This is a genomic window from Vibrio ouci (assembly GCF_004551525.1).
In the GTDB taxonomy this organism is placed as follows: Bacteria; Pseudomonadota; Gammaproteobacteria; order Enterobacterales; family Vibrionaceae; genus Vibrio; species Vibrio ouci.
This window is the reverse complement of record NZ_SATR01000022.1, coordinates 58,023-81,113: the sequence shown is the minus strand read 5'-3', so window position 1 is coordinate 81,113 and position 23,091 is coordinate 58,023. Positions and strand designations below refer to the sequence as shown.

Annotated in this window: 26 protein-coding genes; 15 read left to right on the top strand and 11 right to left on the bottom strand. The window is 46.7% G+C overall.

The window, feature by feature from the left end; genetic code table 11:
* The first annotated feature begins 477 nt into the window (after positions 1-477).
* A complete protein-coding gene (locus ELS82_RS15025; protein WP_134836199.1) occupies positions 478-1,026 on the top strand; it encodes a gamma carbonic anhydrase family protein in 549 nt (182 codons plus the stop codon).
* Here the strand turns inward: ELS82_RS15025 and ELS82_RS15020 are convergent.
* The 4 genes from ELS82_RS15020 to tsaC all read right to left on the bottom strand — a co-directional run bounded on the left by ELS82_RS15020 (position 1,019) and on the right by tsaC (position 3,691).
* Positions 1,019-1,285 (bottom strand): DUF1488 family protein, encoded by a 267-nt coding sequence (locus tag ELS82_RS15020; protein WP_134836198.1) that lies wholly within the window; start codon positions 1,283-1,285, stop codon positions 1,019-1,021. The two genes, ELS82_RS15025 and ELS82_RS15020, sit on opposite strands and share 8 nt — an antisense overlap.
* A complete protein-coding gene (aroE, locus tag ELS82_RS15015) occupies positions 1,285-2,118 on the bottom strand; it encodes a shikimate dehydrogenase (RefSeq protein ID WP_134836197.1) in 834 nt (277 codons plus the stop codon). Before aroE ends, ELS82_RS15020 begins: the two co-directional genes overlap by 1 nt.
* A gap of 76 nt (positions 2,119-2,194) precedes the next feature.
* A complete protein-coding gene (hemF, locus tag ELS82_RS15010) occupies positions 2,195-3,112 on the bottom strand; it encodes an oxygen-dependent coproporphyrinogen oxidase (protein WP_134836196.1) in 918 nt (305 codons plus the stop codon).
* A gap of 21 nt (positions 3,113-3,133) precedes the next feature.
* Positions 3,134-3,691 carry an L-threonylcarbamoyladenylate synthase type 1 TsaC gene (gene tsaC, locus ELS82_RS15005; protein WP_134836195.1) on the bottom strand — a complete coding sequence of 186 codons (558 nt, stop codon included), beginning with the start codon at positions 3,689-3,691 and terminating at the stop codon, positions 3,134-3,136.
* Between the two features lie 194 nt (positions 3,692-3,885).
* Here tsaC and purE point away from each other — a divergent pair, with 194 nt between their 5' ends.
* Positions 3,886-4,371 carry a 5-(carboxyamino)imidazole ribonucleotide mutase gene (gene purE, locus ELS82_RS15000; protein WP_053439965.1) on the top strand — a complete coding sequence of 162 codons (486 nt, stop codon included), beginning with the start codon at positions 3,886-3,888 and terminating at the stop codon, positions 4,369-4,371.
* A 4-nt stretch (positions 4,372-4,375) separates the two neighbouring features.
* Positions 4,376-5,509 (top strand): 5-(carboxyamino)imidazole ribonucleotide synthase, encoded by a 1,134-nt coding sequence (locus ELS82_RS14995; RefSeq protein ID WP_134836194.1) that lies wholly within the window; start codon positions 4,376-4,378, stop codon positions 5,507-5,509.
* Between the two features lie 44 nt (positions 5,510-5,553).
* Here ELS82_RS14995 and ELS82_RS14990 read toward each other — a convergent pair whose 3' ends face one another.
* The 4 genes from ELS82_RS14990 to ELS82_RS14975 are packed head-to-tail and all read right to left on the bottom strand — an operon-like array spanning position 5,554 to position 8,791.
* Positions 5,554-6,135: a DNA topoisomerase family protein gene (locus tag ELS82_RS14990; protein ID WP_134836193.1), complete on the bottom strand. Its 582-nt coding sequence runs from the start codon at positions 6,133-6,135 to the stop codon at positions 5,554-5,556.
* A gap of 15 nt (positions 6,136-6,150) precedes the next feature.
* Complete coding sequence (locus tag ELS82_RS14985; RefSeq protein WP_134836192.1) at positions 6,151-6,630, bottom strand: DUF494 family protein; 480 nt, start codon at positions 6,628-6,630, stop codon at positions 6,151-6,153.
* Positions 6,631-6,632: 2 nt separating this feature from the next.
* Positions 6,633-7,748: a DNA-processing protein DprA gene (gene dprA / locus ELS82_RS14980; RefSeq protein WP_134836191.1), complete on the bottom strand. Its 1,116-nt coding sequence runs from the start codon at positions 7,746-7,748 to the stop codon at positions 6,633-6,635.
* On the bottom strand, positions 7,745-8,791 hold the full coding sequence (locus ELS82_RS14975) for a LysM peptidoglycan-binding domain-containing protein (RefSeq protein ID WP_244230792.1): 1,047 nt from the start codon (positions 8,789-8,791) through the stop codon (positions 7,745-7,747). Before ELS82_RS14975 ends, dprA begins: the two co-directional genes overlap by 4 nt.
* Before the next feature lie 176 nt (positions 8,792-8,967).
* Here ELS82_RS14975 and def point away from each other — a divergent pair, with 176 nt between their 5' ends.
* The 6 genes from def to ELS82_RS14945 all read left to right on the top strand — a co-directional run bounded on the left by def (position 8,968) and on the right by ELS82_RS14945 (position 15,270).
* On the top strand, positions 8,968-9,486 hold the full coding sequence (def, locus tag ELS82_RS14970) for a peptide deformylase (RefSeq protein ID WP_134836190.1): 519 nt from the start codon (positions 8,968-8,970) through the stop codon (positions 9,484-9,486).
* Positions 9,487-9,511: 25 nt separating this feature from the next.
* Positions 9,512-10,459: a methionyl-tRNA formyltransferase gene (fmt, locus tag ELS82_RS14965; protein ID WP_134836189.1), complete on the top strand. Its 948-nt coding sequence runs from the start codon at positions 9,512-9,514 to the stop codon at positions 10,457-10,459.
* Between the two features lie 69 nt (positions 10,460-10,528).
* Positions 10,529-11,809, top strand: a complete 1,281-nt coding sequence (gene rsmB / locus ELS82_RS14960) for a 16S rRNA (cytosine(967)-C(5))-methyltransferase RsmB (protein WP_134836188.1) — start codon at positions 10,529-10,531, stop codon at positions 11,807-11,809.
* 56 nt (positions 11,810-11,865) lie between these two features.
* On the top strand, positions 11,866-13,242 hold the full coding sequence (trkA, locus tag ELS82_RS14955; protein ID WP_134836187.1) for a Trk system potassium transporter TrkA: 1,377 nt from the start codon (positions 11,866-11,868) through the stop codon (positions 13,240-13,242).
* Positions 13,243-13,251: 9 nt separating this feature from the next.
* Entirely contained in the window at positions 13,252-14,697 is a 1,446-nt protein-coding gene (locus ELS82_RS14950) for a TrkH family potassium uptake protein (protein WP_134836186.1), read from the top strand.
* A 9-nt stretch (positions 14,698-14,706) separates the two neighbouring features.
* The gene (locus ELS82_RS14945; RefSeq protein WP_134836185.1) at positions 14,707-15,270 is read left to right on the top strand and encodes a DUF3157 family protein; all 564 of its coding nucleotides are present in this window, start codon (positions 14,707-14,709) and stop codon (positions 15,268-15,270) included.
* Here ELS82_RS14945 and trhA read toward each other — a convergent pair.
* Positions 15,267-15,920, bottom strand: a complete 654-nt coding sequence (gene trhA / locus ELS82_RS14940; protein WP_134836184.1) for a PAQR family membrane homeostasis protein TrhA — start codon at positions 15,918-15,920, stop codon at positions 15,267-15,269. The two genes, ELS82_RS14945 and trhA, sit on opposite strands and share 4 nt — an antisense overlap.
* A 91-nt stretch (positions 15,921-16,011) precedes the next feature.
* The gene (locus tag ELS82_RS14935) at positions 16,012-16,809 is read right to left on the bottom strand and encodes a sporulation protein (RefSeq protein ID WP_134836183.1); all 798 of its coding nucleotides are present in this window, start codon (positions 16,807-16,809) and stop codon (positions 16,012-16,014) included.
* Between the two features lie 291 nt (positions 16,810-17,100).
* Between ELS82_RS14935 and ELS82_RS14930 the strand changes: the two genes are divergently transcribed.
* The 5 genes from ELS82_RS14930 to ELS82_RS14910 all read left to right on the top strand — a co-directional run bounded on the left by ELS82_RS14930 (position 17,101) and on the right by ELS82_RS14910 (position 20,967).
* Complete coding sequence (locus ELS82_RS14930; protein ID WP_134836182.1) at positions 17,101-17,268, top strand: hypothetical protein; 168 nt, start codon at positions 17,101-17,103, stop codon at positions 17,266-17,268.
* 97 nt (positions 17,269-17,365) lie between these two features.
* Positions 17,366-17,632 carry a YihD family protein gene (locus ELS82_RS14925; protein ID WP_134836181.1) on the top strand — a complete coding sequence of 89 codons (267 nt, stop codon included), beginning with the start codon at positions 17,366-17,368 and terminating at the stop codon, positions 17,630-17,632.
* Between the two features lie 248 nt (positions 17,633-17,880).
* Complete coding sequence (gene ccoG, locus ELS82_RS14920) at positions 17,881-19,299, top strand: cytochrome c oxidase accessory protein CcoG (RefSeq protein ID WP_134836180.1); 1,419 nt, start codon at positions 17,881-17,883, stop codon at positions 19,297-19,299.
* A gap of 53 nt (positions 19,300-19,352) precedes the next feature.
* A complete protein-coding gene (locus ELS82_RS14915) occupies positions 19,353-20,339 on the top strand; it encodes a serine/threonine protein kinase (RefSeq protein ID WP_134836201.1) in 987 nt (328 codons plus the stop codon).
* Between the two features lie 25 nt (positions 20,340-20,364).
* The gene (locus ELS82_RS14910) at positions 20,365-20,967 is read left to right on the top strand and encodes a thiol:disulfide interchange protein DsbA/DsbL (RefSeq protein WP_134836179.1); all 603 of its coding nucleotides are present in this window, start codon (positions 20,365-20,367) and stop codon (positions 20,965-20,967) included.
* A gap of 50 nt (positions 20,968-21,017) precedes the next feature.
* Here ELS82_RS14910 and yihG read toward each other — a convergent pair whose 3' ends face one another.
* On the bottom strand, positions 21,018-21,914 hold the full coding sequence (gene yihG, locus ELS82_RS14905; RefSeq protein WP_134836178.1) for a 1-acylglycerol-3-phosphate O-acyltransferase, YihG family: 897 nt from the start codon (positions 21,912-21,914) through the stop codon (positions 21,018-21,020).
* Positions 21,915-22,089: 175 nt separating this feature from the next.
* Here yihG and ELS82_RS14900 point away from each other — a divergent pair, with 175 nt between their 5' ends.
* Positions 22,090-23,070 (top strand): DUF2860 domain-containing protein, encoded by a 981-nt coding sequence (locus ELS82_RS14900; protein ID WP_134836177.1) that lies wholly within the window; start codon positions 22,090-22,092, stop codon positions 23,068-23,070.
* Positions 23,071-23,091: the final 21 nt, after the last annotated feature.

Here is a 23,091-nt window from a genome sequence, read left to right as displayed (position 1 = left end):
GCCAAATAACCCCTCTCTATAAAGAAAGTAATTATTTGTATTGGTCACTTCGTTTCATTGAAACCTAATTTGATACCGAAGTATCTAATTGGATTATCATCAACGAGTGCCCACACAGATTGATAGGTTTATATTGTTAAAGAGCTTTCTTCTTTGTGACTCACATCACTTCGGAAGAGGCGGTCATTTTAGCGAGATAAAGTTTAGTGTCAACCACTTTTTTCAAACTTATTTTCAAGCGTTTCCGCTTGGCTAATTGACCTTGCTAACTGGGCTTTTATTCCCTTCGAAACCTTAGCTTCGAACCGTTCCCGTGTCAGCGAGGGGGCATTATAGAGATCGCCATCACATTGGCAAGCCCTTTTTGCAGTTTTTTTTGATTTTTTTGTCTTTTGCGTATTTTCTATTCAAAACGACCTGTTTTTACTACTTTTCCCTGCCTCTCTAGGCGAGTTTCCCTCTATATAAGGAGAAAAAATGAGCTCTCTACGCAGTTACAAAGGAATTTCCCCACAAATTGGTCAACGCGTCTATATAGATAGCAGCTCTGTTTTAGTCGGCGATATTAAAATAGGTGACGATTCGAGTATCTGGCCGCTCGTTGCTGCACGTGGCGATGTGAACCATATTCATATTGGTGAGCGTAGCAATGTTCAAGATGGCTCAGTATTGCATGTCACTCACAAGAATAAGGAGAACCCAGAAGGTTACCCGCTTATTATCGGCAATGATGTCACTATCGGCCACAAAGTGATGCTGCATGGCTGTATCATTAAAGATCGCGTTTTAGTCGGTATGGGGGCGATCGTGTTAGACGCCGCTATTATAGAAGAAGAGGTGATGATTGGCGCTGGCAGTCTAGTCCCCCCAGGAAAACGACTCGAAAGTGGTTACCTTTATGTTGGAAGCCCGGTCAAGCAAGCTCGCCCTCTCAACGATAAGGAACGAGCTTTCTTACAGAAGTCTGCAGATAATTATGTGCAAAACAAAGAAGATTACCTTCATGAGGTTAAAGAGATTAACTAACGACCTCTATATTACCTTCTGAGTTGAATTCTTCCTCTTCAATCAGTTCTTCAGCAAGCTCTTCAAGATCGAATCGATATTGTGAAAAGACTTCCAGAGCTTGCTGTTCGTTCTCGATATCCTGTCCCGACAGCTGTTTCAGTTCACTAATGCTCACTAAGCATTGAATCAGAGCGCCTGATTGCTGCGCCGGAAAGAGAACAACTTGTTTGTCTTCGTCCCATGTTTGCATGTCCGGGAATAAGATTGATTGATTCATTACAATCCCTCTAGGTTCTTTCTTAACTCACGTAAAATTTGTTTGGTACCTGGTCTTAAACCACGCCAAAGCATAAAACTTTCTGCCGCCTGACCGACCAACATTCCCAGCCCATCAAAGACTCGCACCACCCCATGCTCATGCGCCCACTGATTGAAGGTCGTTTTACCAGCGCCATACATCATGTCATACACTACAGCCTGTTCAGTAAAGATGGTTGCGGATATATCTGGTAGCTCACCACTTAAGCTAGAAGAGGTGGAATTGATGATCACATCAAACGCTTGGTTCACTTCACTCATCTCACAAGCGCTAATCGTTCCATAGGGAGCAAACATCTCGGCAAGCAGTTGCGCTTTAGCAAAGGTTCGGTTGGTAACAACAATTTCAGCGGGCTGCTGATCTAATAGTGGCTTAATGACGCCACGCGCGGCACCACCAGCACCAATAAGTAAAATACGAGCCCCCTTTAAAGGCGCTTGATATTGAAGTAAGTCTTGCACTAACCCTTCACCATCGGTGTTGTCACCAATAATGTCACCATCATCGAGCTTCTTCAGCGTATTCACCGCTCCAGCTAACTGAGCACGTTCTGTTAATCGAGTGGCAAAGCGATAAGCATCTTCCTTAAATGGAACCGTGACATTGCAGCCTTTACCACCTTGAGCAAAAAACTCAGACGCCGCTTGTTGAAACGCATCCTTATTTGGGCTTTCTGCAGTATAGGTCAATGACTGATTGGTTTGACGAGCAAATAGGGTATGAATAAAAGGCGATTTACTTTGAGAGATGGGATTACCAAAAACGGCATAACGATCTATTTGCTGAGTCATTTCCTTTACCTGCAAAACTAAAAAAGGGCCAATGCGAAACATTGACCCTATCACTATCTATATATTGAAGAAAGTCTTACCACTCTCTTGGTTTGAGGTAATGATCGTATAGTTCAGCTTCTGCAGAACCCGGCTCAACTTGGTAAGCATATTCCCAGCGCGCTAACGGTGGCATCGACATCAAGATAGATTCTGTACGACCTCCGCTCTGCAGGCCAAACAGAGTGCCACGGTCAAACACTAAGTTAAATTCGACGTAACGACCTCGGCGATATAGTTGGAACTGGCGTTCACGTTCACCGTATTCAGTCTCTTTGCGACGCTCTACTATCGGCAGGTACGCATCCGTATAACCATGACCAACCGCTTTGATGTACTCAAAGCACTTATCGAATTCCCAATGGTTAAGATCATCAAAGAACAGACCACCAACACCTCTAGTTTCATCACGGTGCGGCAGATAAAAGTATTTGTCACACCAAGCTTTATGCTCTGGGTAGACTTCACTGCCAAATGGCGCACACACTTCTTTCGCCGTGTTGTGCCAATATTGCGCGTCTTCTTCAAAAGGATAAAACGGCGTTAAATCGAAGCCTCCGCCAAACCACCAGATAGGCTCTTCGCCCTCTTTTTCTGCAATAAAGAAGCGAACGTTGGCGTGCGAGGTTGGTACATATGGGTTATTAGGATGCATAACCAATGACACCCCCATCGCTTCAAAACGACGCCCAGCCAATTCAGGTCGGTGCGCTGTCGCTGAGGCTGGCATTTCTTTACCTTGCACATGAGAAAAGTTCACGCCGCCTTGCTCAAACACAGCGCCTTCTTTCATCACGCGAGTTCGACCACCACCACCTAGCTTCTCACCAGGCTCACGATGCCATTCATCCTCTACAAATAGTGCTTTACCATCGGCTTGCTCTAATTGCTGACAAATAGAGTCTTGGAGTGCCATGAGAAATTGTTTTACGGCTAATTTATCTATCGCTGACATTCGACTTCCTTTATTGCAGGGTTAACCCTGTCTCAATACTTGTGCGGTTCTTGCATCACGAATTTCACTTGGGTTTGTTCGACCACCCGTTTGCCCTTCTAGTACTGCCACCAATTTATCACCAAGGTACTGATAAACTTGCTCGGTGGTGACACATGGTGGCTCACCGGTTAGGTTCGCGCTGGTAGAGGTTAACGGCTTTCCAAATGCATTACACATCTTTTGTACCAAAGGATGATCAGTCACACGCACGGCAATTGAGTCATGTTGCCCCGACACCCAATTAGAGACTTTATCACTGCTTGGCATGATCCAAGTGACAGGCCCAGGCCAAGTTTGCTGCACTCGCTCTAGCTGTTCGGCGCTCAAAGCTTGCTGATCAATATAAGGCAGCAGCTGCTGGTAATTAGCGGCAATCAGAATAAGCCCTTTCTCTACCGGACGTTGTTTAAGTTCTAGTAGCTTTTTTATCGCACTCGGGTTATCAGGATCACAGCCAACCCCAAACACGCCTTCTGTTGGGTAGGCGATCACTTCACCCTGTTTTAGTGCACTGAGTGCTCGCTCAAAGTTACTCACCTAAGCATCCTATTTGATTAGCGGTTTGAGTTAAGTGTACAAATAATCGTTAGTCGTGACTAAAGCTATTTAAGTGACAATCTTTCATCTGCTCATCCAAACCAGACGCAAACGTTTGCTTAGTGATAAAATCCCCGTATAATGCGCTCAAATTATTTGATCACCAATTCTACGCAGCTTTGAAGGAGTTTGAGATGAAAGTCGGTATCATCATGGGTTCTAAATCAGATTGGCCAACCATGAAACTAGCAGCAGAAATGCTGGATAGATTCGGCGTTGAGTACGAAACAAAAGTTGTTTCTGCGCACCGCACACCTCAACTGCTTGCTGACTATGCAAATAGCGCAAAAGAGCGTGGTCTGAAAGTGATCATTGCTGGAGCTGGCGGCGCAGCACATCTTCCAGGTATGGCGGCAGCCTTCACTTCATTGCCAGTGCTTGGTGTACCTGTACAGTCACGCGCACTGAGCGGCCTAGATTCACTCTACTCTATCGTGCAAATGCCAAAAGGTATTGCGGTCGGTACGTTAGCTATCGGCGAAGCGGGCGCAGCCAATGCGGGCATTCTAGCAGCGCAAATCCTTGGTACTCACGATGAAGAAGTCATGGCGAAGGTTGAAGCGTTCCGCGCTGAACAGACTGAAACCGTTCTAGCTAACCCAAACCCAGCTGAGGACTAATGCAATGCATGTTTTAGTGCTAGGTGCAGGTCAATTAGCTCGCATGATGTCACTGGCGGGCGCTCCGCTGAACATCAAGATCTCAGCGTATGATGTTGGCAGCCAAAACATCGTCCATCCACTGACGCAAACCGTGATAGGTCACGGCTTAGACAGTGCGATTGAAACCGCTGACGTCATCACAGCCGAGTTCGAACATATTCCTCACGACATTCTTGCGATCTGTGAGCAAAGCGGTAAGTTCCTCCCATCAAGTGAAGCTATCAAAGCTGGCGGAGATCGCCGTATTGAGAAAGGATTGCTTGATGATGCGGGTGTACGTAATGCTAAATATTATGTCATCAATAACCGTGAAGACTTTGATCGCGCGATTGAGCATGTCGGTATTCCGATGGTGCTAAAAAGCGCCTTGGGTGGCTACGATGGTAAAGGGCAATGGCGACTAAAAGATCCAGCGCAAGCCGATAGCATCTGGGCTGAAATGGCTGAATGTATTGCCACTACCGAGACTCAAGCAATTGTTGCTGAAGAGTTCGTACCCTTTAATCGTGAAGTGTCTTTGGTCGGTGCGCGCGCTAAAGATGGCAGCGTTGCAGTCTACCCACTGGCAGAAAACGTGCATACCGATGGCGTGCTGACACTTTCAACCGCGATTGCCGATACAGAACTGCAACAGCAAGCTAAGCAGATGTTCACTGCCGTTGCCAACAAGCTCAACTATGTCGGTGTGTTAGCACTAGAGTTCTTTGACGTTGACGGTACGCTACTGGTCAATGAGATTGCCCCACGAGTGCACAACTCTGGTCACTGGACTCAACAGGGTGCAGAGACCTGTCAGTTTGAGAACCACCTACGTGCAGTATGCGGGCTACCACTAGGCTCAACTAAACTGATTCGCTCTACTTCGATGATCAACATTCTTGGCGAAGATAGCCTTCCTCAAGCGGTGCTTGAAATGGATGGTTGCCATGTGCATTGGTATGGCAAAGAGAAGCGTGCAGGTCGCAAAATGGGTCATATCAACGTTTGTGGTGACTACAACGGCGAGCTACAGCGTAAGCTTTGCGCACTAGCCGATAGCTTAGACAAAGACGCTTTCCCTGCGGTACACGAGTTTGCCGCAAACTTTTCTGAGTAACCCAAACAAACAATAAAAAACGGCGCTCCCAGCGCCGTTTTTTTTTAATCTTGTTGAATGTGGTGACACTTTCGGTCAGCACATTGCAGCTTGTCACCACTGGCGAGCTTTTTCTCAACCAATAGCGGATAGCCACACTTCTCACACTTGCCAGCAACCGGAGGCTGATTGACGGCAAACTTACACTTAGGGTAGTTATCACAAGCATAAAACAGTTTGCCAAAACGAGTTTTTCGCTCAACTAATTGGCCTTTATGGCATTCAGGGCACGAGTGCGTTTGCGGTGCCTGCTCTTGTTTAGGCTGATCGAGAGACTCGATATGGTGACAACTTGGGTAGTGGCTGCAGCCAATAAACATGCCGTAGCGCCCCTGACGCAATACCAGCTCATTACCGCATTCAGGGCATGGCACACCTAGCTCTTTAACGATGTGTCCATCGTTTTGGTGCAAGGGCTTAATGAAATCACACTCAGGATATTGGTTACAACCAAGGAAAGGACCATGTTTGCCGTGGCGCAGCTGAAGCTCACCTTCACGCTGCTCCGCTTGGCATTTAGGACATGACTGATGCTCCAACGCATGCTCATGCGCAGAAAACAGGGTCTGATCAATCTTGTTACTCATATCAACTCATGAAGATTAGTGAAGAATACCTTGCTCTTTGGTATACAACAGCTCTTCCATAAGCGTATAAGCGTTCTCATTGCCCGGTACATTAAACAGCACCATCAAGACAATCCATTTTAGATCATCCAACTCAAACTCATCGGTTTCTAACCCCATAATACGGTCAATGACCATTTCACGAGTTTCTGTCGTCAGGACATTGACCTGCTCAAGGAAGGTCAAAAAACCACGACATTCAATCGATAGACGTTCACACTCTTTGTTAGTGTAAATACGAGTCGAATTGGAAGTGCTGCACACCGAAATTGCAGAGTGGGTTTCACTTTGCTGCAATGCCGCTAGCTCTTCTAGCCAGACAAGGGCTTTATAGATGTCTTTTTGATGAAAACCAGCGCGAAGAAGCTCGTCTTCTAGCTCATCTTGATTGACTTGTAACTCTGCATCGCTATGGATGTAAGTCTCGAACAGATACATTAGGATATCCATCATCATAGCTAGCCCCTCCCCTTTCGAATATAGCCACCGGAAACTGCAACAACATGCCCTAGAAGCTCAAGCTCCAAGAGCTGCATCATGACTTCCTGCACAGGTATATTGGTCCTGTTTGCAAGAATATCAACTGGTGTAGCCTTACTTCCTACGTTAGCTAACAGTAAAGCAAATGGCAATTCTTCTTTACTATCTATTATATCAAATAGTTCGGGCTGAATAGGTGGCTTATTACAATCAGACCAAGCAAGTAGAGTTTCAATTTCATCGAGAATATCTTGCACCGTTAGAACTAAGCATGCCCCTTGTTTAATCAATAAGTTACACCCTCTAGCACTCGATTGATGAATTGAGCCAGGTAAAGCGAATACTTCTCGTCCCTGTTCTATTGCATAGCGCGCGGTAATCAAGGAGCCACTTTGCTCTGCCGCTTCAATCACCAATACCCCCAACGACAACCCGCTGATGATCCGATTTCGCCTAGGGAAATGATCCGCTTTGGGTTTGGCTAACGGGTGAAACTCAGACACTAAAGCTCCGTCACTGTCGATGATTCGCTCAGCAAGTTCTCGATGCCGAGCGGGATAAATGGTATTTAGCCCGCAACCAAGCACCGCTAGTGTGGTGCCGTTTCCTTGCAGCGCGCCATCATGAGCATAACCATCGACCCCAAGCGCTAAACCACTGGTGACAGCTAACTCATGCTCAACCAAACTGCGGGCAAAACTTCTTGCACTGTTTAATCCATCGATACTCGCATTGCGGCTACCAACAATCGCTACTTGGGGGATAGACAAGCAATTAGGACTGCCTGAGACAAACAACAATGGCGGCGCCCCCTCGGCCTGCTTGAGCAAATCTGGGTAATGGCTATCAGCTTGGCAAATAATATGCTGATTAGACTCTTGTTGCCATTGCAGACATTGCTCAACCTCCCGTATGGCAGTGTTATGCAAATAGTGGATTTGTTTATCGCTCAGACCAATCGCTTGTAGTTGCTGTTTGCTCGAACCGACAATATTACTTGGCGTATCTATGGCTAATAAGCGAGTAAAGGTTTTCGGCCCAATACGAGGCGTAAAATACAGTGCTAACCACGCCGCCAGTTCTTGACTGTTCATTGCTCTACTCCGCTCAGTTGAGGCGGTGCTATGAGCTTAGAATCAACACCTATCGGTTGGGTACTTTCGCTGACCAGTGCCAGACTAAAATGCTGATAGGGGCGTATCACAATCAAATTGCCAATATGAGTATTAGCCAACGATGCCAGTTGACCGTTATCAAGCGTTACCTGCGCGCCTGGTTGGTAGAGCTCAAACATATTGCCTTGAACAAGTTCATCAATCAGCCCGCGATTAAGCACCACCACATCATACTGCCCCACGTAACGCTGGCCCGTTAAACTGCCGAGAATCTGTACGCCGTGATTTGTCGGCGCAGGTGTCGGATAGAAACGATTTGTCGCCCTAGCCAGCAGCTCTGACTGCTCTGGCAGCGCAATATCATTGGGCATAATTTCTTGTCGTTGCTCGGTCACATGTAAGCGTGTCATATGCTCACCATATTCCACCTGCTCAGCGCTTGCGATGCGTTTTAAAGCGACAACCACCTTATCTTTACGAGTAAAACTCGCCATTTGACGATAAATCCCCCAGCTAGACTGTGGCTGCAGTCCAGAAACATACACAGCGTCTTGCTCGGTTAAAAATTGTCTGCCATGACTGGCACCCAACACACGAGCACTACTCTCTATACTCGCTTGACTGAGTAATCGATCGGGTTCGAGGTAAGACAGCACCAGTTCAGGTTTCAAGGTTGGAATTGGGCGCTTATCGACTAAACGAACGCTAGGGCTGAGTTTGACCATCGGCTTGAGACTCAACGTTGGTTGGCCATCTCGCCACGTCAAATACAGGCGATCGCCGGGGTGAATAAGATGAGGATTGTCGATATCGGGGTTAGCCTGCCATAAACGCGGCCACTGCCAAGCATTCTCTAGATACAAGGCTGAAATATCCCATAAGGTGTCCCCTTTCACGACCGTATAGCTAGCCGGAACATCTTGCTTAAGTGTCACAGGTGCCAGGTCATCACTAGCACTATTGGTAAGCGGGACAAAGAGTAAGCCGAGAAAAATCACGCGGCAGTTGAGTAAACCTAACATAGTCATTCCCTGACAACATTGAAATCCTTGGCCGACTTCAACTCGCTTGTTGACTGTTTTAGCTAAGAGAAGCTGTTCAAAAAGCCGCATTGATGCTGTCATTTGACATCTAAAATGTCTAGAATTGAGCCAACGAGGTTTATCCTGATTCGGCACAGTTCAACATTCGAGTGTATATGTCTGTATTACAAGTATTAACATTCCCAGATGATCGCCTTCGCACCGTAGCAAAGCCGGTAGAAGCAGTGACACCTGAGATTCAAAAGTTCGTTGATGACATGATTGAAACCATGTACGACGAGGAAGGTATTGGCTTGGCGGCAACCCAAGTTGATTTCCACCAACGCATTGTTGTTATCGATATTTCTGAGACTCGTGATGAGCCAATGGTTCTGATCAATCCAGAAATTCTTGAAAAGCGCGGTGAAGATGGCATTGAAGAAGGCTGTCTATCAGTACCGGGCGCACGAGCTTTAGTGCCACGTGCAGCAGAAGTAACGGTAAAAGCGCTTAACCGCGACGGTGAAGAGTTCACATTTGAAGCTGATGACCTATTAGCGATCTGTGTTCAGCATGAGCTTGACCACTTAGAAGGCAAACTGTTTGTAGACTACCTTTCGCCTTTAAAACGTAAGCGTATTCAAGACAAGCTAGCTAAGATCAAGCGCTTCAACGAGAAGAACGCTAAAGCTTAACCGCCATAAATAGAAGGAAGGTACCTTGAGCAAACCTTTGAAAATTGTTTTTGCTGGTACTCCGGATTTCGCCGCCCGTCACTTGGCGGCGTTGTTGTCTTCGGAGCATGAAATTATCGCTGTTTATACACAGCCAGATCGCCCAGCAGGCCGTGGTAAGAAACTCACTGCGAGTCCGGTAAAGAACATTGCCCTTGAGCACAACATTCCGGTTTACCAACCAGAAAACTTCAAGTCAGACGAAGCCAAGCAAGAGCTTGCAGAACTGAACGCTGACCTTATGGTTGTTGTCGCTTACGGTCTACTGCTACCTCAAGCGGTATTAGATACACCGAAACTTGGTTGTATCAACGTACACGGCTCGATTCTTCCTCGCTGGCGTGGCGCGGCTCCAATTCAACGCTCTATTTGGGCAGGTGATAACGAGACTGGCGTGACTATCATGCAGATGGATATCGGCCTAGATACTGGCGATATGTTAAAAATCGCGACCTTGCCTATTGAAGCAACGGACACCAGCGCGACCATGTATGAAAAGCTGGCTGAGCTTGGCCCTGATGCGCTAGTTGAGTGTTTAGCCGATATTGCCGATGGCAAATCGGTGGCTGAAAAGCAAGATGATGAACTGGCTAACTACGCGAAGAAACTGAGTAAAGAAGAAGCGCGTATTAACTGGGCTGACGACGCTGCACACATTGAACGCTGCGTACGCGCTTTCAATCCATGGCCAATAAGCCACTTTGAGGCGGTAGAAAACAGCATCAAAGTTTGGCAAAGCCGTGTAGATGAGCAAACATCGAACAAGCCAGCGGGTACTATCCTGCAAGCAGACAAGACAGGCATCTACATTGCTACTGGCAATGGCGTGCTGGTACTAGAACAACTGCAAGTACCAGGTAAAAAAGCGATGCCCGTGCAAGATATTCTCAACTCACGTGCAAACTGGTTTGAAGTCGGTACTCAACTGGTTTAACTTTTCTCCCGCAAGGGAAACGTACATTTTGAGGGTGGAGACACCCTCCCTTAATTCAAGGTATCCATCATGAATGTTCGCGCAGCTGCTGCTAACGTCCTATTCCAAGTGGTCGATAAAGGCCAATCTCTTTCACACGCCCTTCCTGCGGCGCAAAAGACCATCAGACCAAGAGACCACGCTCTGTTGCAAGAAATTTGCTACGGCGCACTAAGATACTTACCGCGCCTAGAGTCTATTGCCAACGAGCTAATGGATAACCCGTTGAAAGGCAAAAAGCGTGTCTTTCACCACTTAATTTTGGTTGGTATTTACCAGTTGAGCTTCATGCGCATTCCTGCTCACGCAGCGGTTGCTGAAACCGTTGAAGGCACTAAGACGTTAAAAGGTCCAAGCCTGCGCGGTCTTATTAACGCAGTATTGCGTAGCTACCTACGTGACCAAGAAGCGTTAGACGAGAAAGCTGTGAGCCACAACGCAGGTAAGTATGGCCACCCGAACTGGCTGCTGAATATGCTGCGCGAGAGCTACCCAGAACAATGGGAGCAACTGATCGAAGCCAATAACAGCAAAGCGCCAATGTGGCTGCGAGTCAATCGCCAACACCACACTCGCGATGAGTACCTTGAGCTGTTGAAAGATGCAAACATTGAATTCACTATTCACCCAGAAGCTGCTGATGCCATAAAATTGGCCTCACCTTGTGATGTAACGCTGCTGCCAGGTTTCGACCGCGGTTGGGTATCGGTGCAAGACGCCGCCGCTCAACTATCAGTAAACTACCTGCAGCCGCAAAATGGTGAATTGATTCTCGATTGTTGTGCAGCGCCTGGTGGTAAAACCGCGCATATTCTTGAGCACACCGAAGATACCGAAGTAGTTGCGATTGATTGTGACGCTAAACGTCTTGACCGCGTTTATGACAACCTAGAACGTCTACAATTGCGTGCCGATGTGATTTGTGGCGACGCTCGTTACCCTCAAGAGTGGTGGACAGGTGACAAATTTGACCGCATTCTGCTTGATGCACCATGTTCAGCGACTGGCGTTATCCGTCGTCACCCTGATATTAAGTGGTTACGCCGAGCAAACGACATTGATGCCTTAGCGGAGCTGCAAAGCGAAATTATGGATGCGATGTGGGGACAATTGAAAGTCGGCGGCACTATGGTTTACGCCACTTGCTCAATCACCCCACAAGAAAACGTTCTACAAGTAAAAGCTTTCCTTGAACGTACAGGCAATGCGACCTTAGTTGGCTCTGATGTCAACAACCCGGGTCGTCAGATCTTGCCTGGCGAAGAGGATATGGATGGCTTCTACTACGCAGTGTTAATCAAAAGCGCGTAAACAGTTAGGCGGTGACAATAGTCGCCGCCTTTTCAGTAGTTAAACGAGATAAATGTATGAAAATCATCATTCTTGGTGCGGGTCAGGTTGGCGGCACACTGGCAGAAAACCTGGTCGGTGAAAACAATGACATCACCATCGTAGACAGAGACAGCGATCGCTTGCGTGAGCTGCAAGATAAATACGATTTACGAGTTGTGAATGGCTATGCGAGTCACCCAGATGTGCTACGTGAAGCGGGCGCTCAAGATGCCGATATGTTGGTTGCGGTAACCAACATGGATGAAACCAACATGGCCGCCTGTCAGGTAGCCTTTTCTCTGTTTAACACTCCCAACCGAATTGCTCGTATCCGTTCGCCGCAATATTTGTCGGAGAAAGAAGCGCTATTCCAATCGGGTGCGGTACCGGTTGACCACCTTATCGCTCCAGAAGAGCTAGTGACGAGCTATATCGAACGCTTAATCCAGTACCCTGGTGCGCTTCAGGTGGTGAGTTTTGCCGAGCAAAAAGTGAGCCTAGTAGCAGTTAAAGCCTATTACGGTGGTCCATTGGTGGGCAATGCCCTATCCGCACTGCGTGAACACATGCCGCACATTGATACCCGTGTTGCGGCGATCTTCCGTCAAGGCCGTCCAATTCGCCCACAAGGTACTACCATCATTGAAGCCGATGATGAGGTGTTCTTTGTTGCGGCAAGTAACCACATTCGCTCGGTGATGAGTGAACTGCAGCGCCTAGAAAAACCTTACCGCCGAATCATGATTGTTGGTGGTGGTAACATCGGTGCTAGCTTGGCGCGCCGCCTTGAGCAGTCATACAGCGTGAAACTGATTGAGCGCAGCTACCAGCGTGCTGAAAAACTGTCGGAAGAATTAGAGAACACCATTGTGTTCTGTGGTGACGCCGCAGACCAAGAACTGCTGACCGAAGAGAACATCGACCAAGTTGATGTATTTATCGCCCTCACCAACGAAGATGAAACCAACATCATGTCCGCCATGCTCGCCAAGCGCATGGGCGCAAAGAAAGCCATGGTGTTGATCCAACGTGGTGCTTACGTTGACCTTGTTCAAGGTGGCGTGATTGATGTGGCAATCTCTCCGCAGCAAGCGACGATTTCTGCGCTACTTACCCACGTTCGTCGTGCTGATATTGTGAACGTATCCTCTCTACGCCGTGGCGCTGCCGAAGCGATCGAAGCCATTGCCCACGGTGACGAAACCACCTCTAAGGTAGTGGGTCGCGCGATTGGTGACATCAAACTGCCACCGGGTACAACCATTGGCGCCATTGTTCGTGGTGAAGAAGTCTTGATCGCTCATGACCGTACGGTTATCGAACAAGATGATCACGTGGTGATGTTCCTCGTCGACAAGAAATACGTGCCAGACGTCGAAGCCTTATTCCAACCGAGTCCATTCTTCCTATAAGGCTCTGTTATGGTCAACTTCCGTCCCGTACTGTTCGTTATCGGGCTAGTGTTATCTAAGCTAGCCCTATTTATGTACGTTCCAACTTTGGTCTCCTTTATCACAGGTACACCCGGCTTCTTAGAGTTTGGTCAAGCCGTAGTGATCACCCATATTGCCGCCTTTGCCTGTTTAACTATCGGCCGTACCAAGGCCTTTAAGCTCAGTGTGCGGGACATGTTCTTAATCACGAGCTTGGTATGGACCATTGCCAGCGCCTTTGCCGCACTGCCATTTGTCTTTATCAACCATATCAGCTTCACCGATGCCTACTTTGAAACCATGTCGGGCATCACCACCACAGGCTCCACGGTACTAAGCGGCTTAGATGGGATGGCACCGAGTATCTTATTGTGGCGCAGTATCTTGCAATGGCTGGGGGGAATAGGCTTTATCGTGATGGCGGTAGCCGTACTACCAATGCTCAACGTCGGTGGTATGAAGCTATTCCACACTGAATCCTCTGACTGGTCAGACAAAAGTAGTCCGAGAGCTAAAACCGTTGCGAAAAACATTGTTGCGGTTTATCTGGTACTGACCGGCTTGTGTTTGCTCGCTTACCTTGCCTCTGGCATGACCTTTTTTGAAGCGATCAATCACTCTTTCACCACCTTATCCACTGGCGGCTACTCCACCTCTGATGGTTCGATGAACCACTTCTCCAACGAAGCTCATTGGGTGGCAACGGTGTTTATGTTCTTAGGTGGCTTGCCGTTCTTGCTCTTTGTTGCAGCATTGCGTAAGCGCCGTCTGGATCACCTGTTCAAGGATGCTCAAGTGCGTGGCTTTACTTACCTATTTCTCATCAGCAGTCTGATTATCTCAGCTTGGCTGGTGATTCGTGATGGCTACGCCATATCCGACGCGCTGCGAGTATCCATGTTCAACATTGTTTCAGTGGTGACCACCACAGGTTTTGGCTTAGAAGATTTTACCGCTTGGGGCGCATTACCAACGACCTTGTTTGCTTTCCTAATGATGGCAGGTGCTTGCTCGGGGTCAACGTCTGGCGGGATTAAAGTGTTCCGTTTTCAGATCGCTATAACGCTACTCAACAAACAGATGATGAAGCTCATTCACCCATCGGGAGTGTTTGTTCAGCGTTACAATCAACGCCCAGTTAACGATGATATCGTCCGTTCTGTGGTGGCATTTGGCTTGACCTTCTTTATCACCATCATTGCCATTGCAGGTGGTTTAAGTGCTATGGGACTTGACCCAATCACCAGTATTTCTGGTTCCATTACTGCCGTCGCCAACGTCGGGCCTGGTATGGGAACCATCATTGGCCCGACTGGTAACTTCGCACCTCTGCCAGATGGCGCAAAGTGGCTACTGAGTTTAGGTATGCTGATGGGGCGCCTTGAAATTTTGACTCTGCTGGTGCTGTTCTTCCCAGCATTTTGGCGACGTTAAGGAGTAATAATGAAAAGACTGATTGTACTTTGTGGCCTAATCGCTAGCTCTCAGCTTATGGCTGCACAACAGATCACCCTAGAAGATGGACGAAAAGTTCTGCTCAACGATGACTTTACTTGGCACTATGTCACAGCGCCGACTGCCAGTGAGACTCCAGCAAATAGCGCAGCGGCGAAACCCGTTGTTGCTGCCATCCCTGTGGTTCAAAATCAAACTGGAAGCTTGATAAGCCTAAATAGTGATAAGCCGACCATGCAGTTGTCAGACTCAGGAGTAGATATTCTGTTAGCGGCGGCGAGCTACCAAGATGGTCAATTAGTGATTCCGACCTCATTGACCAACCAAAGCCGCCAAGCAGTAATTACGGTCGAGCTTGAAGTGGAAGTGCTAGATAGTTCTGGCGCTGTACTTAGCAAACAAAAAGCTAAGGTGTGGTCTTCAATCAAACGTATGGCTGATACCTACTTAAGACCAGAACAGATCGCCACAGGTAAACCGATAAAAGTGGATGTCGAGTCCGCTTCTCAGTATCAAATCAAGGCCAAAGTGGTCAACATCGAGACACGTTAGACCGGTTGGACGTACAGATAAATCGCGAAGAAGTGACAAGCGCATCCTGCTAAAACAAAACCATGCCAAATGGCATGATTGTATGGGATGCGTTTCGCCACGTAGAAAATCACCCCTAACGAGTAAATCACACCACCAGCTGCGAGCAGCGTTAACCCTTCAATCGACAAGCTCATCGCCAACTGATAAATCACGATCAGCGAGAGCCAGCCCATCGTCAGGTAAGTCACCAGAGATAAGCGTTTAAAGCGATAAACGAAGGCTAACTTCATGATGATGCCAAATAAGGCAATGCCCCAGATCACCGCCATTAAACCTATAGCTAAAGGCGTTCGCAAAGCCACCAATAAAAACGGCGTGTAGCTACCGGCAATAAGCAGATAAATCGCGCAGTGATCAAAGGTTTTCAGAGCCCGTTTGGCGCGCGGGTTAGCTATCGCGTGATAGAGCGTTGAGGCCAAGAACAGTAAGATCATACTGCCGCCATAGATACTCATACTGGCGATAGTCATGGCGTCCGCATTGTGTTGTGACGCTTTGATTAGCAAAAGCACCAAACCAACAATACTCAGCAGCATGCCCAAAGCATGAGTTAACGTATTAGCGAACTCTTCTTTTGCACTGTATTCAATAGGAGGATGTACAGACATGCGTGCGTAACTCTTGAGTAAAATTGGAATAATTACTCAAGAGTATTACACATTAAGCTTACACTTGTAAGCTGAAAGTTTTAAATTTCTGTTAAGAATGGTTGTCGAGATACTCTAACACTAGCTTGCCTGCTTCATCGGCAGAGGTGTACAGCGGTAGAGCCAGTTGCCTTTTCAGTTGACCAACTCCCAGAAGACTAGCGAGCATCCCTTTTGCCCCTTCGCGATGGCGATCGATTTCGAACCACAATTGCAGCTCATCATCATTGCGGTAAGCCACCACTTCTAGCTCACGCCAACGACCGTGGAATGGGCCAGTGGTCGGCACAAACTCGAACTCCTGAACAAATGGCATTGCAAAACCATCAACCTCTTCACACTCCACCTGACGGATACGTAAACCTTGTTCTTCTAAAGCAGTGAAAATACCATCAAGTAGCGGATCGGGGCGGACGGTAAGAATATCTTTATCGGTTGGGTCCTTAGCCATCGCAATATCAAGCCCAGTTTCTAGCCATACCTTAGAGTCACCGATCGTCACTGGCGTATTCCACGGCACATCAAGCTCGGCTTCGAAATCACGCGTTTCACCAGGATTAATCGTGAAAGCATACGGCAGCGACCACTCAGCCAATACATAACTGGCAGGCACACGGCGCATTCGTCCTGCGGTGTGCTTACTCTTATCATGATCAGCAGGAACCTCTTTGATGTAACGACAGTAGAGTTTCAGATCGATATTATCGATATCCTGCGCGGTCGAGCCTCCATAGACATGAATAGTAATGTTGACCTTTTGTCCCGGGTACAACACTTCTTGCTGCAACACCGAATCAACGTTCGCCGAACCGATGCCAAAACTTGCCAGGGTCTTCTTAAATAACGACATAACTACCTCCTGGGCTGTATAAAGATTCAATTACTTTCATACTAATCTTGTTTAGCGTCTCACTACTACTACCTGCTTCACATAATTGTAGTGAACGAAAAACGATTAGATATCGATCAATCCAACTGATAATGCTAATCTATTTATTGATATGCGTGCATATCAATACTCCTGATTAATTAATTGGATTGGCACTAGCCAAAAGAGCCACACTTCAGCAATGAATCTGTGCTCATAGTTAATTAGGCCATTACATTGGCAATGGATATGCCTGACAGTTAGGTATCTTAGATGCGCCCAACAACCGTCAGGTTTTCGCACACTAACCGTAGTGCGATGCGCCGCCGCAGTGGCTTCGTGGCTGCTCCAGTAGCAAAGAAAACAGCTCCTGCAATGACCTTAGTTGAACAGACTGCTGTATTGGCATCTGCTCCAGCAAAAGTTGTTAAAGCAGCCTAGTTAAAAAGCGCAGTTTGACTGCGCTTTTTTCTTACCTTCATTTCTGCAATTTGTTACCTTTAACCTTAAATCATTATAAGTATTGTGGAGAAAGCCTGTGAAGTGTCACCGTATTGAGGAGCTACTTGAGCTATTGGAGCCTGAATGGCAAAAAGATCAAGAGCTTAACCTACTGCAGATGATCGCTAAGTTAGCGCAAGAAGCGGGTTATGAAGGTAAACTGGAAGATCTCACCGATGACGTGTTGATCTACCATCTTAAAATGCGTAACAGCGAAAAAGATGAAATGATTCCTGGCCTGAAGAAAGACCAAGAAGATGACTTCAAAACGGCGATCCTTAGAGCGCGCGGTATCATCAGCTAAAAGATTTCAAATAACAGCAAAAGCGGCAGTTGCCGCTTTTTTTATACCTATTTGTCCCACTATTTGCGAACTGTTAGGCGATTTATTTCTATAACTGTACTGACCTTTGTTGTTAAAGGTTGATAACCTTAAAGAAATAAAAATGTTATTGCGTATATAATCGCCGTCCATAAGAATTTACTAAAATAGCAATGTCTGCAGAGTGTGAAACGTATAAATCACACCATAAAGCCTAAGAAGGAAGCACAATGAGTCAGGACAAAATCGATATTAAAGATGTGACTCCTAAAACCTTTAATCCAAAAACCCACAAAACCAAAGGCGACAGGTTTAACCCAAGTAATCGAATTTACGTTCGTGAAAGTAAAGGGACATTCCAGCAACTACGTCGTTATGGTGGTTGGTTTCTGCTACTGTTTTTTGCTCTGATTCCATGGATACCTTATGGCGAACGTCAGGCAATCTTACTCGACATTGGCAATCAGCAATTTAACTTTTTTAGCACCACCCTTTACCCGCAAGACCTAACCTTACTTGCGTTGCTGTTTGTGATTGCGGCGTTTGCACTGTTTTTCATTACCACCTTCTTAGGACGGGTTTGGTGTGGTTATCTCTGCCCGCAAACCGTTTGGACCTTTATGTACATTTGGTTCGAAGAAAAGCTCGAGGGCAGTGCCAATAAACGCCGCAAACAAGATTCAGGCAAGTTAACCGCTAACTTAGCCATGCGTAAAACGGCCAAACATATCGCGTGGTGGGCCATTGCCCTTGCTACGGGTTTTACCTTCACCGGTTACTTTGTTCCTATCCAAGATCTCGTTGTGGGCTTCTTTACCTTCAGCGCTGAGTTTTGGCCGGTGTTCTGGGTACTATTCTTCGCTGTTTGTACCTACGCCAACGCAGGCTGGATGCGCTCTATTATGTGTATCCATATGTGCCCTTACGCGCGTTTCCAATCAGCGATGTTCGATAAAGATACATTCATCGTTGGCTATGACAGCAAGCGTGGTGAAACCCGAGGCCCTCGCTCACGCAAAGCCGATCACAAAGCACTTGGCTTAGGCGACTGTATCGATTGTGACTTATGTGTGCAGGTCTGCCCAACCGGGATTGATATTCGTGATGGCCTGCAATATGAGTGTATTAACTGTGGCGCTTGTATCGATGCTTGTGACAAAACCATGGATCGTATGGGTTACGACAAAGGCTTGATTAGCTACACCACTGAGCACCGCCTGTCAGGCAAACATACCAAAGTCGCGCGACCTAAACTGCTTGGCTATGGCGCTGTCTTGCTGGTGATGATTGGCCTGTTCTTCGTTCAAGTTGCCAGTGTCGACCCAGCGGGACTAAGCGTGCTGCGTGACCGCACCCAGCTGTTTAGAGTCAATGGCTCTGGCGAGGTTGAAAATACCTATACACTGAAGATCATTAATAAAACTCAACAAGAACAAGAGTACGACTTGAGTGTAGAAGGCTTGAGTGATGTTTCTTGGTACGGCAAACAAACGATACAAGTTGAGCCGGGTGAAGTACTTAGCCTGCCAATGAGCCTAGGTGTTAACCCTGACAATCTCAGCTCTCCTGTTTCAACGATTCAGTTTATACTGTCCGATAGCGAAGACTTCACTATTTCTGTAGAAAGCCGCTTTATTAAAAAGCTTTAGACTTTCTCACTACCCAAATGGAAAGAGGCTCAGCAATGAGCCTCTTTTATTTTATGACACAGCAAGCATTCAACTTTGATGCGCTCACTCCAGATTTTATGTGGTATGCCCTAGAAAGCATTGGCATCCGTGCAGAGTCTGGATTTCTCGCATTAAACAGCTACGAAAACCGCGTCTATCAATTTACTGATGAAGAGCGTCAGCGCTACGTGGTGAAGTTTTATCGTCCAGAACGCTGGAGCCAAGAGCAGATTCAAGAAGAGCATGACTTCACCTTAGAGCTGATTGAATCCGAGATCCCTGTTGCGCCACCGGTTAAACTCAATGGTCAAACTCTGCACCACTATCAAGGCTATCTATTCGGCCTATTCGAAAGTGTCGGCGGGCGTCAATTTGAGGTCGACAACTTAGAGCAACTTGAAGGCGTTGGTCGCTTCTTAGGTCGTATTCATAAGGTTGGTTCGAGAACGCCATTTAAGCATCGTCCAACGATTAGTTTAGACGAGTACCTCTACCAGCCGCGCAAACTACTCCAACAATCACAGTTCATTCCGATGCATCTCGAAAACGCATTTTTTAATGACCTCGATCTGCTGATCAAATCATTAGAAAACCGCTGGGATGACTCAGCCACTATTTTACGCCTGCATGGTGATTGTCACCCTGGCAATATCTTATGGCGTGATGGGCCTATGTTTGTCGATCTAGATGACTCTCGCAATGGTCCTGCGATTCAAGATTTGTGGATGCTACTCAGTGGCGATCGCGCTGAGAAATTGATGCAGCTAGACATCGTTTTGGAGGCGTACCAAGAGTTTAATGATTTTAATAGCAACGAATTGAAACTAATTGAGCCATTGCGCGGTCTACGTATGGTGCACTATATGGCATGGTTAGCAAAAAGATGGCAAGATCCTGCATTTCCTATCGCTTTCCCATGGTTTAATGATCCAAAATACTGGGAAAGTCAGGTACTTGCTTTTAAAGAGCAAATTTCTGCATTGGATGAACCCCCACTTTCACTCATGCCGCAGTGGTAAGTAAAATGACAACATGGAGTCAAAAATGAAAAAGCTGTTCGCACTCGTTGCCACATTGATGCTGAGCTTCACAGCTCACGCTGCACAGTTCAGTCAAGGTGAGCACTACAAAGTTCTGGATTTAGAAGCATCGAAAAAACCAACGGTCACAGAGTTTTTCTCTTTCTACTGTCCGCACTGTAATACCTTTGAACCTATCATTCAGCAGCTTAAAGCTCAGTTACCAGCAGATGCTAAATTCCAAAAGAACCACGTTTCTTTCATGGGCGGTAGCATGGGTGAATCAATGAGCAAAGCTTACGCGACCATGGTTGCGCTAAAAATTGAAGACAAGATGACCCCAGTGATGTTTAACCGCATCCACAACATGCGTAAAGCACCAAAGAATGATGAAGAACTTCGTCAAATCTTCTTAGACGAAGGCGTTGATGCGAAAAAGTTTGATGCTGCATTCAAAGGCTTCGCCGTTGATTCAATGGTTCGTCGCTTTGATAAACAGTTCAAAGATAGCGGCCTTTCTGGCGTTCCAGCGGTAGTGGTGAACAACAAATACCTTGTTGATGCACAATCAATCAAGACGCTAGATGAGTACTTCGCATTGGTTAACTACCTACTGACACTGAAGTAATCACCACCAACAATTATCAAAAAAGGGAGCTAAGGCTCCCTTTTTTATTGTCACTTTATCGATGAAGAGGGCTGATGCAGCTCTTTAAGTAACTCATCTTTTTCTTGCCATACATCCCCCAGCCACTGCTGGAACTGACGTTTGTAGGGTTTGTCATTGAAGTAGTCACCGCGAACTTGCTCATCCACTGGTAGCACTCTAGTGCGAACGACAATTTTGCTCATCCGTCCCATCAACACATCCTTAAATGGCTTATCTGTATTGTCTGGGTAGGCCAATGTGACATCAATGATACTGTCAAACTGATCGCCCATCGCCGCCAAAGTGTAAGCAATCCCGCCAGTTTTAGGTTGCAGCAAATATTCATAACCCGCACGGCTTTTGCGCTGTTTCTGCTTAGTGAAACGAGTCCCCTCGACATAGTTAACCACGGTTGTTGGAGTATGCTTAAACTTGGCACACGAGCGACGAGTAGTAGCTAAATCTTGGCCACGCTTTTCAGGGTGGCGAATCAAATACTCACGCGAATAACGACGCATAAACGGCATATCTAATGCCCAGCAAGCCATACCAATAAATGGCACGTACAAAAGCTGCTGCTTAAGGAAGAATTTAGGCATTGGGATACGATCTTTAAACACGCTGCACAGCACGACGATATCCGTCCAGCTGAGGTGATTACTGATCATCAAATACCAGCCATCTTGTTTGAGTTCTTCTCCCCCTTCAACATCCCACTCGACTCGGTTAGAGACATTCAAAATCAGTGAGTTAATCGTCGCCCATAGCCACATTATTTTATTGGCTAATTGCGTCCCTTTGGCTTTAAGGGCTGCGCTAGGTAACAGCACTTTTAACACCGCGACAAGACATATAGCCAAGGAGCAAAGTGCAGAATTGAGGATAACCAGAGTTGTATTCAGAACAAAGATTAGATGTGCCAACATATCGCTTAATAGTGAGATTTGAACAAAATTTATAAAGAATTATTTATGAATAATAAAACAGCGTGTAATTATACAAGCCAGAGGGAAGTTTAAAACCAAACTACGCATGGTCAGAGTAGTTTGCTTAAACTTCAACAAATTCAAGTCAAAAGGTTTACTTCATGGAGCACCGATAATGACAACCATCAAACCTATCGTCCTAGCCCTAGCGGTTATTTCCACACCCGCACTTGCTCAACTTTCTAAGCATGCAGGGCTCAGTGGCGAGCTTTCGCTTAGCAGCGGTTACCTCTCTTCTACATCCAACTTTAATACCGATGCTAATGCCGAACTGGCTGACAATACCCAAGCAGGACAAAGAGAAGGTGACTTTCTGGTCTTCCCTTTAGGTAACCTCGCCTATACCTTTGGCCAAAAACTCGATAAGCAGGTTTACGCTGGTACCTCGCGAGAAGATATTGCGATAGGTACCTTAGCGCTTGAGCTTGGCTATAAGCAACAACTTGCCAATGGAACAGTGATAGACGCCTCTTTCCTACCGACGATTATGTCTGGAGACACTTGGGCTAACCCATTTGAAGAAGGCGTTCAGCGTAGTGAAACCGACGAAACCGGTACCGCTTACCGCCTCAAATTCAGTAATATTGCTCAATCAGGGTTTAGCCTTGATACCGTTTATGCAGACAAAGAAATTAAAGATGAACGCTCTGGTCAGTTCGATTCCGACATCAACAGTGACTTACTAAGACGCGATGCCAGTTCTATTTACGTCAAAGGGGGTTACCGACTCCCTCTCAGTCGCACCACATTTATCATCCCGTCACTAACCTACATTCAAACCGATGCCGAGGGCGATGCTTACTCAAATACCTCAATCGGTGGTGAGTTATCACTGTTTAAGCTTATCGACCGACACCAGTTCGTCTTAACGGCCAGTTACACCAATCGCAGCTACGATGCCTCTCATCCTATTTACAACACTACCCGTTCGGATGATGAAGTCAGCTTATTTGCAGCCTATGAATATAAGCAGTTTATGGGCTGGCAAAATTGGTCGTTGGTCTCCTTCGCTGGTTTTGGACAAACTGACTCGAATATCGAGTTCTACGATGAAGACCAGATGATTTTGTCACTCGGTGTTAACTATCGATTCTAATACTCTCGCCCGTAAGTCAGC

Coding starts and splice junctions, on each gene's coding strand:
- ELS82_RS15025 (WP_134836199.1), top strand. CDS start 478: ATGAGCTCTCTACGCAGTTACAAAGGAATTTCCCCACAAATTGGTCAA.
- ELS82_RS15020 (WP_134836198.1), bottom strand. CDS start 1,285: ATGAATCAATCAATCTTATTCCCGGACATGCAAACATGGGACGAAGAC.
- aroE (WP_134836197.1), bottom strand. CDS start 2,118: ATGACTCAGCAAATAGATCGTTATGCCGTTTTTGGTAATCCCATCTCT.
- hemF (WP_134836196.1), bottom strand. CDS start 3,112: ATGTCAGCGATAGATAAATTAGCCGTAAAACAATTTCTCATGGCACTC.
- purE (WP_053439965.1), top strand. CDS start 3,886: ATGAAAGTCGGTATCATCATGGGTTCTAAATCAGATTGGCCAACCATG.
- ELS82_RS14995 (WP_134836194.1), top strand. CDS start 4,376: ATGCATGTTTTAGTGCTAGGTGCAGGTCAATTAGCTCGCATGATGTCA.
- ELS82_RS14990 (WP_134836193.1), bottom strand. CDS start 6,135: ATGAGTAACAAGATTGATCAGACCCTGTTTTCTGCGCATGAGCATGCG.
- ELS82_RS14985 (WP_134836192.1), bottom strand. CDS start 6,630: ATGATGATGGATATCCTAATGTATCTGTTCGAGACTTACATCCATAGC.
- dprA (WP_134836191.1), bottom strand. CDS start 7,748: ATGAACAGTCAAGAACTGGCGGCGTGGTTAGCACTGTATTTTACGCCT.
- ELS82_RS14975 (WP_244230792.1), bottom strand. CDS start 8,791: ATGTTAGGTTTACTCAACTGCCGCGTGATTTTTCTCGGCTTACTCTTT.
- def (WP_134836190.1), top strand. CDS start 8,968: ATGTCTGTATTACAAGTATTAACATTCCCAGATGATCGCCTTCGCACC.
- rsmB (WP_134836188.1), top strand. CDS start 10,529: ATGAATGTTCGCGCAGCTGCTGCTAACGTCCTATTCCAAGTGGTCGAT.
- trkA (WP_134836187.1), top strand. CDS start 11,866: ATGAAAATCATCATTCTTGGTGCGGGTCAGGTTGGCGGCACACTGGCA.
- ELS82_RS14950 (WP_134836186.1), top strand. CDS start 13,252: ATGGTCAACTTCCGTCCCGTACTGTTCGTTATCGGGCTAGTGTTATCT.
- ELS82_RS14945 (WP_134836185.1), top strand. CDS start 14,707: ATGAAAAGACTGATTGTACTTTGTGGCCTAATCGCTAGCTCTCAGCTT.
- trhA (WP_134836184.1), bottom strand. CDS start 15,920: ATGTCTGTACATCCTCCTATTGAATACAGTGCAAAAGAAGAGTTCGCT.
- ELS82_RS14935 (WP_134836183.1), bottom strand. CDS start 16,809: ATGTCGTTATTTAAGAAGACCCTGGCAAGTTTTGGCATCGGTTCGGCG.
- ELS82_RS14930 (WP_134836182.1), top strand. CDS start 17,101: ATGCGCCCAACAACCGTCAGGTTTTCGCACACTAACCGTAGTGCGATG.
- ccoG (WP_134836180.1), top strand. CDS start 17,881: ATGAGTCAGGACAAAATCGATATTAAAGATGTGACTCCTAAAACCTTT.
- ELS82_RS14915 (WP_134836201.1), top strand. CDS start 19,353: ATGACACAGCAAGCATTCAACTTTGATGCGCTCACTCCAGATTTTATG.
- ELS82_RS14910 (WP_134836179.1), top strand. CDS start 20,365: ATGAAAAAGCTGTTCGCACTCGTTGCCACATTGATGCTGAGCTTCACA.
- yihG (WP_134836178.1), bottom strand. CDS start 21,914: ATGTTGGCACATCTAATCTTTGTTCTGAATACAACTCTGGTTATCCTC.
- ELS82_RS14900 (WP_134836177.1), top strand. CDS start 22,090: ATGACAACCATCAAACCTATCGTCCTAGCCCTAGCGGTTATTTCCACA.